Annotated in this window: 19 protein-coding genes and 1 riboswitch; of the genes, 11 read left to right on the forward strand and 8 right to left on the reverse strand. The window is 72.0% G+C overall.

Annotation, left to right across the window (positions count from 1 at the left end):
- Nucleotides 1-4 precede the first annotated feature (4 nt).
- From ACFYYJ_RS22180 to ACFYYJ_RS22195, 4 genes are all read left to right on the forward strand, one after another.
- Nucleotides 5-763, forward strand: coding sequence for a methyltransferase domain-containing protein (locus tag ACFYYJ_RS22180; RefSeq protein ID WP_385130634.1), 759 nt, complete (start codon nucleotides 5-7; stop codon nucleotides 761-763).
- A 274-nt stretch (nucleotides 764-1,037) separates the two neighbouring features.
- Nucleotides 1,038-1,439, forward strand: coding sequence for a DUF3040 domain-containing protein (locus tag ACFYYJ_RS22185; protein ID WP_385130637.1), 402 nt, complete (start codon nucleotides 1,038-1,040; stop codon nucleotides 1,437-1,439).
- A gap of 149 nt (nucleotides 1,440-1,588) precedes the next feature.
- Complete coding sequence (locus tag ACFYYJ_RS22190) at nucleotides 1,589-2,218, forward strand: DUF4126 domain-containing protein (protein WP_385364162.1); 630 nt, start codon at nucleotides 1,589-1,591, stop codon at nucleotides 2,216-2,218.
- Between the two features lie 23 nt (nucleotides 2,219-2,241).
- Entirely contained in the window at nucleotides 2,242-3,663 is a 1,422-nt protein-coding gene (locus ACFYYJ_RS22195; RefSeq protein ID WP_389134751.1) for a phytoene desaturase family protein, read from the forward strand.
- Nucleotides 3,664-3,676: 13 nt separating this feature from the next.
- On the opposite strand, the gene ACFYYJ_RS22200 is transcribed toward ACFYYJ_RS22195, so the two are convergent.
- The 5 genes from ACFYYJ_RS22200 to ACFYYJ_RS22220 form a co-directional block, all read right to left on the reverse strand.
- Nucleotides 3,677-4,567: a hypothetical protein gene (locus tag ACFYYJ_RS22200; RefSeq protein WP_385130645.1), complete on the reverse strand. Its 891-nt coding sequence runs from the start codon at nucleotides 4,565-4,567 to the stop codon at nucleotides 3,677-3,679.
- A gap of 42 nt (nucleotides 4,568-4,609) precedes the next feature.
- On the reverse strand, nucleotides 4,610-5,524 hold the full coding sequence (gene metF, locus ACFYYJ_RS22205) for a methylenetetrahydrofolate reductase [NAD(P)H] (RefSeq protein WP_385130648.1): 915 nt from the start codon (nucleotides 5,522-5,524) through the stop codon (nucleotides 4,610-4,612).
- A gap of 79 nt (nucleotides 5,525-5,603) precedes the next feature.
- Nucleotides 5,604-6,245 carry a thiamine phosphate synthase gene (gene thiE, locus ACFYYJ_RS22210; RefSeq protein ID WP_389134755.1) on the reverse strand — a complete coding sequence of 214 codons (642 nt, stop codon included), beginning with the start codon at nucleotides 6,243-6,245 and terminating at the stop codon, nucleotides 5,604-5,606.
- 85 nt (nucleotides 6,246-6,330) lie between these two features.
- Nucleotides 6,331-6,696, reverse strand: coding sequence for an Rv2175c family DNA-binding protein (locus tag ACFYYJ_RS22215; RefSeq protein WP_384593954.1), 366 nt, complete (start codon nucleotides 6,694-6,696; stop codon nucleotides 6,331-6,333).
- A 190-nt stretch (nucleotides 6,697-6,886) separates the two neighbouring features.
- The gene (locus ACFYYJ_RS22220) at nucleotides 6,887-8,116 is read right to left on the reverse strand and encodes an NAD(P)/FAD-dependent oxidoreductase (RefSeq protein ID WP_385364159.1); all 1,230 of its coding nucleotides are present in this window, start codon (nucleotides 8,114-8,116) and stop codon (nucleotides 6,887-6,889) included.
- A gap of 81 nt (nucleotides 8,117-8,197) precedes the next feature.
- Nucleotides 8,198-8,309, forward strand: a riboswitch (TPP riboswitch).
- Here ACFYYJ_RS22220 and thiO point away from each other — a divergent pair.
- From thiO to ACFYYJ_RS22235, 3 genes are all read left to right on the forward strand, one after another.
- Nucleotides 8,307-9,530, forward strand: a complete 1,224-nt coding sequence (thiO, locus tag ACFYYJ_RS22225; RefSeq protein ID WP_385130652.1) for a glycine oxidase ThiO — start codon at nucleotides 8,307-8,309, stop codon at nucleotides 9,528-9,530. (Overlaps the previous riboswitch by 3 nt.)
- A complete protein-coding gene (gene thiS / locus ACFYYJ_RS22230; protein ID WP_384593944.1) occupies nucleotides 9,527-9,727 on the forward strand; it encodes a sulfur carrier protein ThiS in 201 nt (66 codons plus the stop codon). Before thiO ends, thiS begins: the two co-directional genes overlap by 4 nt.
- 5 nt (nucleotides 9,728-9,732) lie before the next feature.
- The gene (locus tag ACFYYJ_RS22235; protein WP_385130654.1) at nucleotides 9,733-10,527 is read left to right on the forward strand and encodes a thiazole synthase; all 795 of its coding nucleotides are present in this window, start codon (nucleotides 9,733-9,735) and stop codon (nucleotides 10,525-10,527) included.
- Nucleotides 10,528-10,743: 216 nt separating this feature from the next.
- Here ACFYYJ_RS22235 and ACFYYJ_RS22240 read toward each other — a convergent pair whose 3' ends face one another.
- The gene (locus ACFYYJ_RS22240) at nucleotides 10,744-11,040 is read right to left on the reverse strand and encodes a hypothetical protein (RefSeq protein ID WP_389134761.1); all 297 of its coding nucleotides are present in this window, start codon (nucleotides 11,038-11,040) and stop codon (nucleotides 10,744-10,746) included.
- A 524-nt stretch (nucleotides 11,041-11,564) separates the two neighbouring features.
- Between ACFYYJ_RS22240 and pknB the strand changes: the two genes are divergently transcribed.
- The 3 genes from pknB to ACFYYJ_RS22255 all read left to right on the forward strand — a co-directional run bounded on the left by pknB (nucleotide 11,565) and on the right by ACFYYJ_RS22255 (nucleotide 15,152).
- Nucleotides 11,565-13,481 (forward strand): Stk1 family PASTA domain-containing Ser/Thr kinase, encoded by a 1,917-nt coding sequence (gene pknB / locus ACFYYJ_RS22245; protein WP_385130658.1) that lies wholly within the window; start codon nucleotides 11,565-11,567, stop codon nucleotides 13,479-13,481.
- 9 nt (nucleotides 13,482-13,490) lie between these two features.
- Entirely contained in the window at nucleotides 13,491-14,348 is an 858-nt protein-coding gene (locus ACFYYJ_RS22250) for a deoxyribonuclease IV (RefSeq protein WP_385364167.1), read from the forward strand.
- A gap of 381 nt (nucleotides 14,349-14,729) precedes the next feature.
- Nucleotides 14,730-15,152, forward strand: coding sequence for a DUF4396 domain-containing protein (locus ACFYYJ_RS22255; protein ID WP_385364166.1), 423 nt, complete (start codon nucleotides 14,730-14,732; stop codon nucleotides 15,150-15,152).
- Between the two features lie 37 nt (nucleotides 15,153-15,189).
- On the opposite strand, the gene ACFYYJ_RS22260 is transcribed toward ACFYYJ_RS22255, so the two are convergent.
- Nucleotides 15,190-15,822 (reverse strand): sulfite oxidase-like oxidoreductase, encoded by a 633-nt coding sequence (locus ACFYYJ_RS22260; protein ID WP_385130660.1) that lies wholly within the window; start codon nucleotides 15,820-15,822, stop codon nucleotides 15,190-15,192.
- A 185-nt stretch (nucleotides 15,823-16,007) separates the two neighbouring features.
- Between ACFYYJ_RS22260 and bfr the strand changes: the two genes are divergently transcribed.
- Nucleotides 16,008-16,484 carry a bacterioferritin gene (bfr, locus tag ACFYYJ_RS22265; protein ID WP_030707395.1) on the forward strand — a complete coding sequence of 159 codons (477 nt, stop codon included), beginning with the start codon at nucleotides 16,008-16,010 and terminating at the stop codon, nucleotides 16,482-16,484.
- Between the two features lie 19 nt (nucleotides 16,485-16,503).
- Here bfr and ACFYYJ_RS22270 read toward each other — a convergent pair whose 3' ends face one another.
- Nucleotides 16,504-16,821 (reverse strand): bacterioferritin-associated ferredoxin, encoded by a 318-nt coding sequence (locus ACFYYJ_RS22270; RefSeq protein ID WP_389134848.1) that lies wholly within the window; start codon nucleotides 16,819-16,821, stop codon nucleotides 16,504-16,506.
- Nucleotides 16,822-16,918: the final 97 nt, after the last annotated feature.

The following is a 16,918-nucleotide window of genomic DNA, read 5'->3' on the forward strand; positions in this document are numbered from 1 at the left end:
AGCCGTGTCGGACAATTCCCGCCCCCGCGCCTCCCTTCGCACCGCCGTGGTGTGGGAGGTCCTCAAGGAGGCCCTCGACCGCCGGGTGAAGGCGACCGGGCGGGATGTGCTGGACGTGCTCGACACCGGTGGCGGCACGGGCAAGTTCGCGGTGCCGGTGGCCCTCCTGGGCCACCGGGTCACCGTGGTCGACCCCAGCCCGAACGCGCTGTTCGGGCTGGAGCGCCGGGTCTCCGAGGCGGGTCTCTCCGACCTGGTCCGCGGCGTCCAGGGCGACGCCCAGGGCCTGTTGGACGTCGTCGAGCAGGGCGCGTACGACGTGGTGCTCTGCCACGGCGTGCTGGAGTACGTCGACGACCCGGCCGAGGGCGTGGCCAACGCGGTCTCCGCCCTGCGTCCCGGCGGCACCCTCAGCCTGCTGGCCGCCGGCATCGGCGGGGCCGTGCTCGCCCGCGCGCTGGCCGGCCACTTCACCGAGGCCCGCACCGCCCTCACCGACCCGGCCGGCCGCTGGGGCTCCGGCGACCCGGTGCCGCGCCGCTTCACCGCCGAACAGCTTTCCGAGCTGGTCGGCGGGGCCGGCCTGGAGGTCGGTTCGGTCCACGGCGTACGGATCTTCGCCGACCTCGTCCCGGGCGTCCTGGTGGACACCGAGCCGGGGGCCGTGGAGGCTCTGCTCCGCCTGGAGGAAGCCGCCGCGGAGCTCCCCGCCTTCCACGCCGTCGCCACTCAGCTGCACGTACTGGGCGAGAAGCAGGGCTGATCTGCGATCTTCATCGCATGGAGTCGGCCACACACCCTCCGCCACGACGCTCGGCCCCGTATGATCGGGTAACCGAACGGCATGGCGGACGGATCATTGGGGAATAAGCGCCTCAGTGGCCGCTCACGGAGCCGGACGGACATGCAGTTCTTTCCGGCAGTGCTTTTTTAGGAACGTGGCATAGAGGGCGGGTATCACGGGGGCGGTTCCCCGCCTATCCTGAAGGGGACCCCTGGTCGCTACCCCCCGCGACCGACGGATGAGGAGGACTCCCGTGCCGCTCTCGGAGCACGAGCAGCGAATGCTCGAGCAGATGGAGCGAGCGCTGTACGCCGAAGATCCCAAGTTCGCGACAGCGCTTGAGGGAAGCGGACTGCGTACGTACACCCGGCGACGGGTCTACCAGGCAGTCGCAGGCATTGTGGTGGGTATCGCGCTCCTCATGACCGGTGTGATCATTCCGAACGTGCTCTGGATCAGCGTGGTGGGCTTCCTCGTCATGCTCGGATGCACGGTTCTCGTGGTCACCGGTTGGCGCAAGGCACCCAAGCCTGGCGAGCAGCCCGTCTCCGGCAGTACAGGCGGTTCGGCCCACGGCCGGGACCGCCGGCGTCGGTCGATGATGACCCGCATCGAGGAACGGTGGCAGCGCCGCCGTGACGAGCAGGGGCAGTAGCACCACCGGCCCCGGAATCAACGTGCACGAGGGGACGGCCGCCGCCCGGTGGCCGTCCCCTCGTCGTTGTGCGCCCCGTCACCGTCCCGCTCCCCGATTCCGCACGCGATCCACACCCGTTCGGCCCACGACTGCGGCATGATGATCGCGTGAATGTGCTCCCCCTGGTCTTCACCAGCGGCTGGGCCAGTGGGGTCAACGCGTACGCCGTGGTCCTCCTGCTCGGCATCTTCGGCGCGACCGGCATGACCGACGAGGTCCCCGCTTCGCTACAACGCACCGACGTCATGATCGTCGCCGGCGTGCTGTTCCTCTGCGAGGCGGTCGCCGACAAGATCCCGTACGTGGACTCGGTATGGGACTCGGTCCACACCGTGATCCGCCCCGTGTCCGGCGCGGTGGTGGGAGCCCTGCTGGCGGGCCAGAGCGGTTCGCTCTCCGACATCGCCGCCGGCGCCATCGGCGGCTCCACCGCGCTGATCAGCCACTTCATCAAGGCCGGCACCCGGATGGCGATCAACACCTCGCCGGAGCCGTTCAGCAACATCCTGGTGAGCACGGCCGAGGACCTCGGCGTGGCCGCCATCGTCACCTTCGCGATCTTCCACCCGGGGGCCGCCGCGACCATCGTGGCCGTCATGCTCGCCGCCGGCCTGGCCCTGCTGGTCTTCCTCTGGACCAAGATCCGCCGCTTCATGCGCCGGCGCGCCCAGCGCCGCGAGGAGAAGCGCCTGGGCACCGGGGCCCGCGAGACCGCCGGGGCCCCGCCGTACCGCTGACCGGGCTCGATAGGCTCGGCCGCATGGCACGAATTGCGGTGATCGGCGCCGGGATGGGCGCGATGGCGACGGCGGCCCGGCTGGCCGTGGCAGGACACCTGGTGACGGTGTACGAGCGCGGGACCACCTACGGCGGAGCGCTCGGCAGGTACGAGCGCGACGGCTTCGCCTTCGACACCGGGCCCGGACTGCTCCACCTGCCCGCCGTCTACCGCGACCTGTTCGTGAAGACCGGCAAGCGGTCCCTGGAGGACTGCGTGGACACCGTCCAGGTGGATCCCGCCATCCGGCACGTCCTCCCCCACCACGGCATCGACGTCACCCTGCCGGGCGCTTCGCGCGGCGGGGTCGCCGCCGCCCTCGACTCCGCCTTCGGCCCGGGTGCGGGCGAGCGCTGGAACGGAGTGCTGGGCCGCGCCCGGGACGCCTGGGACGCCACCCGCCGCCCGCTCCTGGAGGAGCCGCTGCGCACGGACGAGGCCCGGCGGACGCTGGGCGCCGACCCGTACCCCGCCCTGCGCAGGAGCGGCCTGCTGCGCCGCCGCACTCCGACCCTCGCCGAGGTGGCCGACCGGGAGCTGGGCGGCGCGCTCGGGGAAGTACTGACGGGCCTGGTCCGCTCGTACGGGATCGACCCCGCCGGCGCGCCCGCCTCCGCGGCCGTGCTCCCGTACATGGAGCAGACCTTCGGCAGCTGGTACGTGCGCGGCGGAATGCGGGCGCTGGCCACCGCCGTGTACGAGCGCTGCCTGGAGCGGAAGGTCGCCTTCGTCTTCGGCGCCGAGGTACGGGAGGTGCTCGCGCCCGCCGGCCGGGCCTCCGGGCTGCTGCTGGCCGACGGCACCGAGGTGGAGGCGGATTCCGTGGTCTGCGGGATCGACCCGCGGCAGCTGCCGGCCCGGTCCCTGCCCTGGCCCCCGGAGGCGGTCCCCGCCCGCGGCGAGGGGGTGCCCAGCCGGGTCACCCTGCTGCTCGCGCTGCGAGGGGCCCGCCCCGCCGACGCCGTCCACCGCACGCTGGTCCACGCGCAGGGCGCCGACGTCACCGTGATGCGCCCCGACGACCCCGCGACCCGACCCGACGCGGACCACGAGGCGGTCACCGTGAGCGCCGTGTGCGGCCCCCGGGTGCCCGGGGAGGGGGAACTCCTGGAACTCGCCGAGAAGGCCGTTCCAGGGCTACGGGAGCGCCTGCTGTGGCAGGAGGTGCGCACCCCCGCCGACATCGAGGCGGCCACGGGCGCGGTCGGCGGCTCGGTGCCCCCGCCCGCCCTCGCGGGGGCCGGGGGCCGCCTGCTCCACCCGGCCAACACCACGGCCGTGCCCGGCCTGTACCTGGCGGGCGGCTGGGCGCACCCGGGCGGCGGGCTGCCGCACGCCGGGATGACCGGGGCGCTGGTGGCCGGGCTGATCGTGGAGGGTGCGGAGTTCCGCGGCTCGCAGTGAGCCGCGGGGTCCGTCAGTAGCGGTACTGCTCGTACTCGCCGGTGCCCTGGGAGGGGTACGGGTAGCCCTGCTGCTGGTCCTCCGGCGGGTACGGCTGCCCGTACGCGTCGGTGGTCCGCTGCTGCGGGACCCACACCCCGCCGGGCGGGGTGTCCATGGAGTACTGCTGCTGCGCCTGGTCGCCGTAGGGGGCGTAGCCGGCGGCGTACGGGTCGGCGCCGGGCGGGACCGACCCGCCGGTGCCGATGTACGGGTCCGAGTAGGCGGCGTACACCTGCTGCTCGCCCCCCGCGTAGCCGTTGGAGTAGTCGTAGCCCTGGCCGCCCTGGGACTGCGAGGGGTCGTAGTACGCGGCGTACTGGTGGGCGTCCTGCTCGGCCGTGGTGAACGGCGAGGCGAAGGCCGCCGTCTGCGCGGCGTCATGGGCGGGCTGGTCGGGCCGGCCGGGTGCGAAGCTCTGGATCCCGTAGGACCCCGTGTCCTCGGGCACCGGCTCCGGGCTGTAGACCTCCGGGGCCTCGGGACGGTCCCGGCCGTCGCCGCTGCCGTCGCCCTGGCCCTCGTACTCCAGCCCGGTGACCTGGAGGGAGGGTTCCTGCTTCGCCGGGGCGCCGGAGCGGCGCCGCCGGGTCTGCCGTACGGGTTCCCCGCCGCGGCGCAGCGCCCAGCCGGCCACGAAGCCCTTGCGGAACGAGAGCGTGACGAGGGTCTGGCCCGCGGCGAACATGGCCGCGCCGGCGCCGATGACCAGCACCGACGGCAGCACGACCCCGGCGACCACGCCGAGGAACCCGGCGAAGGCGAGCAGGCGCCAGCGGAGCCGGGCCTTGTACTGCATCAGGACCTCGGCGAGCAACCACAGCGCGACGATGCCGAACGCGATGTAGAGGACCGTCATACCCATGCGTGGCCCCTCTCGGTACGGCCGCCCATGGCGTACGGCCGATCAGGCCCGCTGGTGCAGGCCCAGGTTCTCGTAGATTTCGAGAGTCGCCGTGGAGTTGTTCAGCGTGATGAAGTGCAGTCCCGGTACACCCTCGGACAGCAGCCGCGCGCAGAACTCCGTGGCGAACTCGATGCCAATGGAGCGTACAGCGGCCGCGTCGTCCTTGACCGCGAGCATGCGCTCTTTCACGTCCGCGGGGAAGACCGCGTTGGTGAGCTGGGGCAGTCGGTCGAACTGCTTGATGCCCACAACAGGCATGATCTCGGGGATGATCGGGGTCTCGCAGCCCGCCTTCTCGACGCTGTCGCGCAGCCGCAGATAATTCTCCGGGTCGAAGAACATCTGCGTGATGGCGTAGTCGGCGCCGGCGCGGCACTTGTCCACGAAGTGCCGGATGTCCGTGTCCCAGTCGGCCGAACGCGGGTGCATCTCGGGGAAGGCCGCGACGCCCACGCAGAAGTCCCCGGACTCCTTGACGAGTCGGACGAGGTCGGCGGCGTAGTGCACGCCCTCGGGATGCGCCACCCACTCGCCCATGGGGTCACCCGGCGGGTCTCCGCGCAGGACGAGCATGTTCCGGATGCCGGCGTCGGCGAACTGGCCGATGACGTGGCGCAGCTCGGCGACCGAGTGGTCGACCGCGGTGAGGTGCGCGACGGGGGTCAGGGTGGTGTCCGAGGCGATCTGCTCGGTGGCGCGGACGGTGCCGCCGCGGGTGGAGCCGCCGGCTCCGTACGTCACGGAGACGAAGCTCGGGGATACCGCCTCGATCCGGCGCAGCGCGTTCCAGAGGTTGCGTTCGCCCTTCTCGGTCTTCGGCGCCCAGAACTCGAAGGAGTAGGAGCGCCCGGACGCGAGGAGGTCCCGGACCGTGTGTGCACGGTCCGACCAGGTGGAAGCGGTACCAAAGGCCATACGGGCAGGTTAGACGCGGCGTGGCGCAGCCCGAAGTGGTGTCCGTCTTTTGGACACCTTTTTGGACACCTCGTCGGGGCTATTGGCCGATGCGGGCCCTTACGCGCTTGGCCAGCTCGGCGGCGGCCGCACCCGGGTCGGAGGCCTCGGTGACGGCGCGGACGACCACCACGCGGGTGGCTCCGGCGTCCAGGACCTCGTCCAGGTTCGAGGCGTCGATGCCGCCGATGGCGAACCAGGGCCGGTCCTGCTCCAGCGAGGCCGCGTACCGGACGAGCCCGAGGCCGGGGGCGTAGCGGCCGGGCTTGGTGGGGGTGGGCCAGCACGGGCCGGTGCAGAAGTAGTCCACGCCCGGCTCGGCGACGGCCGCGTCGACCTCGGACTCCGCGTGGCAGGAACGGCCGATCAGCACGCCCTCGCCGAGGATGGCGCGGGCGGCGGGGACGGGGATGTCGCCCTGGCCCAGGTGCAGGACGTCGGAGCCGATGGCGTGGGCGACGTCGGCGCGGTCGTTCACGGCGAGGAGCTTGCCGTGCCGGCGGGCGGCCTCGGCGAACACCCGGAGGTGCTCCAGCTCCTCCCCGGCCTCCATGCCCTTGTCCCGGAGCTGGACGATGTCCACGCCTCCGGCGAGCACGGCGTCCAGGAACTCGGGGAGGTCACCCTGCTTCTTCCGGGCGTCCGTGCACAGGTAGAGCCGGGCGTCGGACAGCTGCTGCATGGGTGTACCCCCCGTGGTGGAGCGCGGTGCACGGGCACGGACGGCCCGCACACCGCGGTGGAACAGATGGATCAGTCGGAACGACTCAGAGGGCGAGCGCCTGAGCCCGGCGCTTGACCTCCGTGCCGCGATTCTCGCTCAGCGCCTGCGCGGGGGTGCCGGGCAGGGTCGGGTCCGGAGTGAACATCCACTCCAGGATCTCCTCGTCGGAGAAGCCGTCGTCGCGGAGCACCGTCAGCAGGCCGACCAGGCCCTTGACGACCTTGTCGCCGTCGATGAACGGCGCGGGCACCTGGAGGGAGCGGTTCTCGCCGCGGCGCACGGCGACCAGCTGACCTTCCTTGACCATCTGGCGGACCCGGGTCACCTCGATGTCGAGCATCTCCGCGATGTCGGGGAGGTACAGCCAGGAGGGGACTAGGGCATCGATCTTTGCGTCAATCTCGGTCACACCCCAAGCCTGCCATCTCGACTCCGCCGCCGGTACCTGACCCACCCCGTCCGGGTAGCCCCCGGCATTTCCAGCCCGTCCGGCGTTCGAGGATCGCGGTCCGGGGCGGAGCCCCGGGAAACGGAGAAAGGGCGGGGCGGGGAGCTGCTCCGCGCAGCGGCACCCCCACCCCGCCCCACCGGTCACACGGCTACGCGACGACCGCCGACTTCAGCGCGACCCCGGGGTCGGAGACCTTCGCGGGGTCCACCGGCACCCCCGTCTCGATCAGCCGCCGCCCCTGCGCGAGGTCCCGCGGCCTCCCCACCGCGAGCACCGCGACCAGCGCCCCGCCCTTCAGCCAGCACACCGACCAGGCCTCACCGGCCGGGTCCCCCCGCCACAGCAGCTCGTCCGCCCCGCCGTGGTGCCCGGCGTACTGCACGAAGCGCCCGAACTGCTCGGACCAGAAGTACGGGACCGGGTCGTACACCTCACCCGGTTCCCCACCCCCCGCCAGGATGTTCGCCGCGACCGCCCGCGGCCCCTGCAGCGCGTTGTCCCAGTGGTGCACCAGCAGCCGCGCCCCGTACCGCCCCGAGGGGAACGACGCGCAGTCGCCGACCGCGTAGACCCCCGGCAGGGAGGTACGCAGGTGCTCGTCCGCGGTGACCGACCCGTCCGGCCCGAGCTCCACCCCGGTCCCGGCCAGCCATCCGGTGGCGGGGCGGGCGCCGATGCCCACCACCACCGCCCCGGCCGGCAGCTCGCGGCCGTCCGCCAGCAGCACCCGCCCGGCCTCGACCCCGGCGACCTTCGCGCCGGTGACCAGTTCGGCGCCCGCCTCCGCGTACCAGCGCCCCATCGGCGCGGCGACCTCCTCGGGCAGCGCCCCCGCCAGCACCCGCTCGGCGGCCTCGACCACCGTCACCGCGCAGCCCGCCTCCCGGGCCGCGGTGGCGAACTCGGCGCCGATCCAGCCCGCCCCGACGACCACGACCGAGGGGGCCTCGGCCAGGACCGGCCGCAGCCGGGCCGCGTCGTCGAGGGTGCGCAGCAGGTGTACGCCGGGAACGCCCTCGGTCCCCGGCAGGGTCAGCGGTTCGGCTCCGGTGGCCAGCACGAGGACCTCGTACGGGACCGGACCGGCCTCGGTGTCCAGTTCCCGCTCGCCGGCCCGCAGCCCGGTGACCTCGGTGCCGAGCCTGAGCTCGATGCCGAGCCCCTCGAAGTCCACGTCGAAGGCGGAGTCCTCGGCCTTGCCGAGCAGGACCGCCTTGGAGAGCGGGGGCCGGTCGTAGGGCTGGTGCGGTTCGGCGCCCAGCAGGGTCACGGGGCCGGCGTAGCCCTGCTCCCGCAGGGCCACCGCGGTCTGCACACCGGCCATTCCGGCGCCGACGATCACGACGCCGCTCTGATTGTTCTCCGTCTGCTCACTCACCCGGCCACCCTAATCATCTGACGCTCCGTCAGGAATAGGTGCCGCCTTACCCGCCGTCGACGGCCGGGTTAGTCTGGCCACCGTACCTATCGCGGGAGTCCGGCGCACCGGGCTGAGAGGGAGGCTGGACGGCCTCCGACCGTACGAACCTGATCCGGGTCATGCCGGCGAAGGGAGGGGCTGGACGCCCATGTTTTCATCTCGGAATCGAACAGAACCCGAAGCGGGATCCGGAACCGGACCCGGTACGGGATCCGGAGCCGGATCCGACGTCCTCGTCATCGGCGGCGGCATCATCGGCCTGGTCACCGCCTGGCGGGCCGCCGAGCGCGGCCTGCGCACCGTACTCGCCGACCCCGCCCCCGGCGGCGGCGCCGCCCAGGTCGCGGCCGGGATGCTCGCCCCGGTCACCGAACTCCACTACGGCGAGGAGTCCCTGCTCGGCCTCGGCCTCGCCTCCGCCGAGCGCTATCCGCGGTTCGCCGCCGAGCTCGCCGAAGCCAGCGGCGGCATGGACATCGGCTACCGCGCCTGCGGCACCCTCGCCGTCGCCCTCGACTCCGACGACCGCCTCCACCTGCGGGAACTCCACGCCCTGCAGCGCCGCTGCGGCCTGGAGTCGGAGTGGCTCACCGGCCGCGAGTGCCGCCGCCTGGAGCCCATGCTCGCCCCCGGCGTCCGCGGCGGCCTGCGCGTGGACGGCGACCACCAGGTCGACCCGCGCCGGCTCGCGGCCGCCCTGCTGGCCGCCTGCGAGCGGGCCGGGGTGATCATCCACCGGGCCAACGCGGAACGGCTCCTGGTCACCGCCGACCGCGCGGCCGGCGCCGTGCTCGACGACGGTACGGAGCTGCGCGCGAACCAGGTGGTCCTGGCCGCCGGCTCCCTCAGCTGCAAGCTGCCCGGCGTACCGCCGGAGGCGGCCGTACCCGTCCGGCCCGTCAAGGGCCAGGTCCTGCGGCTCGCCGTACCACCGGCGTACGCGCCGTTCCTCTCCCGGACCGTGCGGGCCGTCGTACGCGGCAGCCACGTCTACCTGGTGCCGCGCGAGAACGGGGAACTCGTCCTCGGCGCCACCAGCGAGGAACTCGGCTGGGACACCACCGTCACCGCCGGCGGGGTCTACGAACTCCTCCGCGACGCCCACGAACTGGTACCCGGCATCACCGAACTCCCCCTCGTCGAGACCAGGGCCGGCCTGCGCCCCGGCTCCCCCGACAACGCCCCGCTGCTCGGCCCGACCGAGCTGCCGGGCCTGCACCTGGCCACCGGCCACTACCGCAACGGGGTCCTCCTCACCCCCCTCACCGGCGACGTACTCGCGGAGCTGCTGACCACCGGCGAACTCCCGCCGATCGCCCGCCCCTTCTCCCCCCGCCGGTTCTCCGCCGCACGTCAGGAGTCCTACGCATGACCATCTCCGTCAACGGCGAGCCGCGCGAGATCGCGGCCGGCACCACCCTCGACTCGGTGGTCGCCACCCTCACCACCGCCCCCTCCGGCGTCGCTGCCGCGCTCAACGAGACCGTCGTCCCGCGCGGCCAGTGGCCGGCCACGGCGCTGGGCGAAGGCGACCGGGTCGAAATCCTCACCGCGGTCCAGGGAGGCTGAGCGAGATGGCGGACGACCTCTTCACCCTCGGCGGCCGGACCTTCTCCTCCCGCCTGATCATGGGCACGGGCGGGGCCCCGAGCCTGGACGTCCTGGAGCGCGCACTCGTCGCCTCCGGCACGGAACTCACGACCGTCGCGATGCGCCGCCTGGACCCGACGGTCCAGGGATCCGTCCTCTCCGTCCTCACCAAGCTCGGCATCGCGGTCCTCCCCAACACGGCGGGCTGCTTCACGGCGGGCGAGGCCGTCCTGACGGCGCGCCTCGCCCGGGAGGCGCTGGGCACGGACTGGATCAAGCTGGAGGTCGTCGCGGACGAGCGGACCCTCCTCCCGGACGGGGTCGAACTCCTCGACGCGGCCGAGATCCTGGTCGACGAGGGCTTCACCGTCCTCCCGTACACCAACGACGACCCGGTGCTGGCCCGCAAGCTGGAGGACGTGGGCTGCGCGGCGATCATGCCGCTCGGCTCCCCGATCGGCTCGGGCATGGGCATCCGCAACCCGCACAACTTCGAGCTGATCACCGAACGGGCGGGCGTCCCGGTCATCCTCGACGCCGGCGCCGGCACGGCCTCGGACGTGGCCCTCGCCATGGAACTCGGCTGCGACGCGGTCATGCTCGCCTCGGCCGTCACCCGCGCCCAGTCCCCCGCCTTGATGGCGGCGGCCATGCGCGACGCGGTCTCGGCCGGCCGCCTCGCCCACCGCGCGGGCCGCATCCCCCAACGCCGCTTCGCGGAAGCCTCGTCCCCCACGGAGGGCCGCGCCACGCTGGACCCGGAGCGGCCGGCGTTCTGAAGGGGGCGCTGTCCGTTCGGGCCGGGATGCCGGGGCGGCGGTCACGCGGGGCCTTGCCGCGTGGGCGGTCAGGGGTGACCGATGTCGGGGCCCCGGTCGGTCGGCGCCGCGACTGGCCCTCGTCCTGGGTCGCTTCCTGCATTTGACGGTCCGGGCCGGATGGGTTGCGCCATCCGGCCCGGACTCTCAGGTCAATTTCCGTTCGACGCGACTTCCTCAGTCGTCCCAGTAGTGGTGATGCTTGTGGTGGTGGTTGTGGTGGTCGTAGCAAACGCCCCACCCCCAGCCCCAGCCCCAATCCCAGTCCCAGCCGTGGCGGTCGTGACGGTTTTGATGGCAATAGCCCCAGCCCCAATCCCGATCGCCGCTATTGGACGTCGTCGCAGTCACGGTTTTGGCGTGCGATGCCGCCGGCGCCGCGAATGCGCTGGAGGGCACCAACGCGCCCGCCGCGACCAAGGCGCTCGAGGCTGCGAGGATGGCGAGACGCTGTACGCGGGATGCGTGAGTCATGAGAATTCACCTCCTTTGAGATAGGGAAAAAGAGATGGCCGGACGGCCTTACCCAGAGCCCAATTGAGCCCGGGGCGAGCGCATCGCGTCACGCCCCGCGTTCTCGGGACTTGACAGTTCGAGAAAATCACCCGTGTCGAGACATCAGCTCCGGACGGCCGTCGGACGCCGGGAATGAGGAGCACGTAGCGATCCGTCGCGGCTTATGACCAGCCCAGGACGGGTCGCAGACGCCGTCGTGGAGGAGCGCGTAGCGATTTGACGCGCCCTTCCTGCCGCCTGGGCTCTTGTGGTCGACAACGACCACGCCCACCCCCGACCCGCCCATCCGCGAGGCCGTGACCGCCGCCACCACACCCCACCCGCACCCGAGGGGGCGGGTGGGCAGCCGCCGTCGCGCCGGTGCGGGCCGTGGGGGTGGAGGCCCCGCCCGCGCGTGACCCCGTACCCCGCCCACGTCACAGCTGGGCTGCAAGAACGACCGCGCCCGTCGGGTCGCGTCCGCCCGCCAATAGAATCGGCGGGTGGATACGACCCTGGATGACCCCCTCGTCGGGCGCGTGCTCGACGGCCGCTACCGCATCGACGCCCGCATCGCGGCCGGCGGCATGGCAACGGTCTACCGGGCCGTCGACACCCGGCTCGACCGCGTGCTCGCGCTGAAGGTGATGCACCCGGCCCTCGCCGCGGACGCGGCCTTCGTCGACCGGTTCATCCGGGAGGCCAAGTCCGTGGCGCGGCTCGCGCACCCCAACGTGGTCTCGGTGTTCGACCAGGGCACGGACGGGCCGTACGTGTTCCTGGCCATGGAGTACGTCTCCGGCTGCACCCTGCGCGACGTGCTCCGCGAGCGCGGCGCGCTGCGGCCGCGGGCCGCCCTCGACATCCTCGAACCCGTCCTCGCCGCCCTCGGCGCGGCGCACCGGGCCGGGTTCGTGCACCGTGACATGAAGCCCGAGAACGTCCTGATCGGTGACGACGGCCGGGTCAAGGTGGCCGACTTCGGGCTGGTCCGCTCCGTGGACTCCGTCACCAACACCACCGGCTCCGTCCTCGGCACCGTCTCCTACCTGGCCCCCGAGCAGATCGAGAACGGCGTCGCCGACACCCGCGTGGACGTCTACGCCTGCGGTGTCGTGCTGTACGAGATGCTGACCGGGGCCAAGCCCCACACCGGCGGGACGCCCGCCCAGGTGCTGTACCAGCACCTCCACGAGGACGTGCCGCCTCCCTCGGCCGCCGTCCCCGGGCTGGCCGTCGGGCTCGACGAGCTCGTCGCGCAGGCCGCCGCGCGCAACCCGGAGCTGCGGCCGTACGACGCCGCCGCCCTGCTCGGCCTCGTCATCGAGGCCCGTGCGCAGCTCGGCGACGCCGAGCTGGACGCCGTACCGCCGCAGGCGCGGGCCGACGAACGGTCGTCCGCCGAGGACCGCACCGGCGTGATCCCGCGTCCGGTGACGGCGCAGCAGCCCGTGCACCACACCTCCCGCCTGGAGATGCCTCCGACTCCGCCGCCGGCGACGCACCGGCCGGCAGCCGCCTCCTCCCGGCTGCCGCGCCGCGGTGTGCTCCTGGTCATCGCGGGGGTCCTGCTCTCCCTCGGTCTGGGCACGGGCGTCTGGTACATCAGCTCGGGTCAGTTCACCAAGGTCCCGAACCTGCTCGGCAAGAGTGAGGCCCAGGCGCGCTCCCAGCTGTCCGCGGCCGGGCTCGGGGTGAAGGGCGTCGAGCGGAAGTTCAGCGACGCCTTCGACCGCGGGACGGTGATGGACACCGACCCTCCGGGCGGCAAGCGCATCCGCGGCAACGGCGCCGTGAAGATCGTCATCTCCCGCGGCCCCCAGGTCGTGGCCGTGCCCAACCTGAAGGACCGCCCGCTGGAGGAGGCCAAGAACGAGCTGACGAAGGCCGGGCTGGCTCCGGGCATCGTCACCCAGGCCTTCAGCCAGGACGTCGCGCAGGGCTCGGTGATCAGCACCGACCCGACGGGCGGCGAGAAGCGCGCGCCCGACACCGCGGTCTCGCTGGTGGTGAGCAAGGGCCGTCCGGTCGGCGTCCCGAGCGTGGTGGGGCTCCCCGCCGACCAGGCGAAGGCGAGCCTGGAGGGCCTGGGCTTCAAGGTCGAGACGGCCCCCGAACAGGTCAACTCCCCCGCCGCGGCCGGTACGGTCGCCAACCAGTCGGTGAGCGCGGGCGCCCAGGCCGCGGCCGGTGACACCATCACGCTGACCGTGTCCAAGGGCCCCCGCCAGCTCCCGGTCCCGGGCGTGACCGGCCAGGAGGTGGACGCGGCCCGCAAGACGCTGGAGGCCGCGGGCTTCAAGGTGAAGGTGGAGAAGCCCTTCCTCTCCTTCAGCAACACCGTGGACACCCAGTCGGTACCGGCCGGGCAGACCGCCCCCGAGGGCAGCACGATCACCATCAAGACCAAGGGGCTGTAGGCCGCAGTGATACGCAATCCAGTGGGCGGGCACGTCCCCGTGGCGGGCGGCCTCGCCTCGGTCGGGCTGACCTACGCCCGCGAGATGGGCGCCGAGGCCGTCCAGGTCTTCGTCGCCAATCCGCGCGGCTGGGCCACCCCGGTCGGCAACCCGGCGCAGGACGAACGGTTCCGGGCGGAGTGCGAGGCCGGGTCCATCCCGGCTTACGTGCACGCGCCCTACCTGATCAACTTCGGCTCCCACACCGAGGCGACCGTGGAGAAGTCGGTGGAGTCGCTGCGCCACTCACTGCGCCGCGGACGGGAGATCGGTGCGCTCGGGGTGGTCGTGCACACCGGCTCGGCGACCGGCGGGCGGCCGCGCGAGGCGGCGTACGCGCAGATCAGGGAGCACATGCTGCCGCTGCTGGACGAGCTGACGCACGACGACGACCCCTTCCTGCTGCTGGAGTCCACGGCGGGGCAGGGTTCCTCGCTGTGCTCGACGGCCGAGGAGTTCGGCCCGTACTTCGAGGCGCTCGACCGCCATCCGATGCTGGGGATCTGCCTGGACACGTGCCACGTCTTCGCGGCAGGCCATGACCTGGCGGAGCCGGGCGGCACCAAGCAGACCCTCGACCTGCTCGTGGACACGGTCGGCGAGGGCCGACTGAAGCTGGTCCACGCGAACGACTCCAAGGAGGGCGTCGGCGCCCACAAGGACCGGCACGCGCAGATCGGCCAGGGCCACATCGGCCGGGAGGCCTTCGCGGAGCTGTTCACGCATCCGGCGATGGAGGGCGTACCGCTGGTCATCGAGACGCCCGGCGGCAAGGAAGGGCACGCGGCGGACGTGGCGCTGTTGAAGGAGCTGCGCGGCACCGGGTGATCCGATGATCCCTTGAGGAATACCCCAGGGGGGTATACGGTTCTGTCTGTCGACGGGACCGCCACCCGGCATTCCCACGAGGGGGTTGTTGTCATGGAGCAGACGCACGCAGGCCATGAGCACCATCAGCACCACGGACACGAGCAGCACGGCGGGCACGGCGAGCACGAGGGCCACACCGGGCACGCCAACCACGAGCAGCACGGCAGCCACGCCGGACACGGTGACCCCGCAGGTCACGAGGGTCACGTCGGCCACGCGGGTCACACGGGTCACGCGGGTCACGAAGACCACAGTGGACACGCCGGGCACGACTCACACGGCGACCACGACGCGCACGCCCGCCACGGCCACCACGCCCCCGGCAAGGTCAGCTGGGCCATGGCCGCGCAGGCCACGCTCCACTGCCTCACCGGCTGCGCCATCGGCGAGATCCTCGGCATGATCATCGGTACCGCGCTCGGCTGGGGCAACGTGTCGACCATGATCCTGGCGATCGTGCTGGCGTTCTTCTTCGGTTACGCCCTCACCCTGCGCGGGATCCTCTCGGCCGGCGTCGACTTCCGTACGGCCATCCGGGTGGCCCTGGCCGCCGACACCCTCTCGATCGCCGTCATGGAGCTGATCGACAACGGGGTGATCGCCCTGTGGCCCGGCGCGATGGACGCGCACCTCTCGGACGCGCTGTTCTGGATCGTGCTCGCGATCTCGCTCGCGATCGCCTTCGTCCTCACCACCCCGGTCAACAAGTGGATGATCGGCCGCGGCAAGGGTCACGCGGTCGTCCACCAGTACCACCACTGAGCAGTACCACCATCGGGCGAATCCCCGACGGCGTCCGCTACAGCTCCGGGCCGTCCCCCGGCTCCTCCTGGTAGGAGTAACGCTGTTCGCGCCAGGGGTCGCCGATGTTGTGGTAACCGCGCTCTTCCCAGAAGCCCCGACGGTCCGCGGTCATGTACTCGATCCCCCGGACCCACTTGGGGCCCTTCCAGGCGTACAGGTGCGGGACGACGAGCCGCAGCGGGAACCCGTGCTCGGCGGTGAGCAGTTCACCGCCCTCGTGGGTGGCGAAGACGGTCCGGTCGGAAGCGAAGTCGGCCAGCCGCAAGTTGGAGCTGAAGCCGTACTCGGCCCACACCATCACGTGCGTGACCTGCGGGGCGGGCGGTGCGAGGGCGAGCACGGTACGGGCGAGCACGCCGCCCCATTCGGCGCCCTGCATGCTGAACTTCGTCACGCAGTGGAGATCCGCCACCACCGACTCGAACGGCAGGGCCGTGAACTCCTCGTGGTTCCAGCAGTGCTTCTCACCGTCGGCCGTGGCCCCGAAGACGCGGAACTCCCAGCGCTCCGGCTTGAACTTCGGTACGGGCCCGTAGTGGGTGACGGGCCAGCCACGCTGGATCCGCTGCCCCGGAGGGAGCTCCGGCTGCTGCGCTCCCGGAGATTCCCGGCTTTCCGGCTGACCCATGACTCCATGGTGACAGACTTGGCGGGGTGGTCATGACCAGGTCTGGGCCAATGCGGGCCACTTTCCGGGCAAGTCACGGCAACTCCCACTAAGGAGGCACTTACTGGACGCTCCCCAGTGGCGGTGCAAGGATGCGCGCACCTGCCCCGTCACATAGCTGACATTGCCTGGAAGGAGCCTCTGCGATGCAGGGCGACCCCGAGGTCCTTGAGTTTCTGAACGAGCAGCTGACCGGCGAGCTGACGGCCATCAACCAGTACTGGCTGCACTACCGCATCCAGGACAACAAGGGCTGGACCAAGCTCGCCAAGTACACGCGTGAAGAATCCATCGACGAGATGAAGCACGCGGACAAGATCACCGAACGCATCCTCATGCTGGACGGCCTGCCGAACTACCAGCGCCTCTTCCACGTGCGCGTCGGCCAGACGATCACGGAGATGTTCCAGGCCGACCGCCAGGTCGAGGTCGAGGCCATCGACCGCCTCAAGCGCGGTATCGAGGTCATGCGGGGCAAGGGCGACATCACCTCCGCGCGGCTCTTCGAGGAGATCCTGGAGGACGAGGAGCACCACATCGACTACCTCGACACCCAGCTGGAGCTCATCGAGTCCCTGGGCGAGCCGCTGTACATCGCGCAGCTGATCGAGCAGCCGAGCTGATCCCGCCCTTCCGGGAGGACTAGGCCGCTTCTGCCAGCCGCGGCACGAGCACCGGCTGCGGCGCGAGCACCGGCTCCGGTGCGGCCACCGGCGCGGGTGCGGCCACCGCCGCCAGCTCCGGGTCCGCGGCGAGGACGGCCGCGGCGTTGCCCTTGTCCAGCTGCTCGCGGCGCGGGCAGGCACCGCGGCCGAGTATGCCCTGGATGGTGCGCACGCAGGAGCCGCAGTCCGTGCCGGCCTTGGTGGCCGAGGCGATCTGGCGCGGGGTGCAGGCCCCGGCAGCCGCGTGGTCCTTGACCTGCTTGTCGGTGATCCCGAAACACGAGCAGACGTACACGCGGTTCACCTCCCTGGGCGGAATGGTTCTTCGAGCCATCCCCTAGATCGGTGAGGCTTACCTAACCGTACCCAAAGTTAGGGTTCCCTAAAAGACC

Source organism: Streptomyces sp. NPDC002467 (assembly GCF_042889825.1).
Taxonomy (GTDB): Bacteria; Actinomycetota; Actinomycetes; order Streptomycetales; family Streptomycetaceae; genus Streptomyces.

Coding starts and splice junctions, on each gene's coding strand:
- ACFYYJ_RS22260 (WP_385130660.1), bottom strand. CDS start 15,822: ATGGGTCAGCCGGAAAGCCGGGAATCTCCGGGAGCGCAGCAGCCGGAG.
- ACFYYJ_RS22240 (WP_389134761.1), bottom strand. CDS start 11,040: ATGACTCACGCATCCCGCGTACAGCGTCTCGCCATCCTCGCAGCCTCG.
- thiO (WP_385130652.1), top strand. CDS start 8,307: ATGTTTTCATCTCGGAATCGAACAGAACCCGAAGCGGGATCCGGAACC.
- ACFYYJ_RS22255 (WP_385364166.1), top strand. CDS start 14,730: ATGGCCGCGCAGGCCACGCTCCACTGCCTCACCGGCTGCGCCATCGGC.
- metF (WP_385130648.1), bottom strand. CDS start 5,524: ATGGCCTTTGGTACCGCTTCCACCTGGTCGGACCGTGCACACACGGTC.
- ACFYYJ_RS22195 (WP_389134751.1), top strand. CDS start 2,242: ATGGCACGAATTGCGGTGATCGGCGCCGGGATGGGCGCGATGGCGACG.
- bfr (WP_030707395.1), top strand. CDS start 16,008: ATGCAGGGCGACCCCGAGGTCCTTGAGTTTCTGAACGAGCAGCTGACC.
- thiS (WP_384593944.1), top strand. CDS start 9,527: ATGACCATCTCCGTCAACGGCGAGCCGCGCGAGATCGCGGCCGGCACC.
- ACFYYJ_RS22235 (WP_385130654.1), top strand. CDS start 9,733: ATGGCGGACGACCTCTTCACCCTCGGCGGCCGGACCTTCTCCTCCCGC.
- thiE (WP_389134755.1), bottom strand. CDS start 6,245: ATGCAGCAGCTGTCCGACGCCCGGCTCTACCTGTGCACGGACGCCCGG.
- ACFYYJ_RS22200 (WP_385130645.1), bottom strand. CDS start 4,567: ATGGGTATGACGGTCCTCTACATCGCGTTCGGCATCGTCGCGCTGTGG.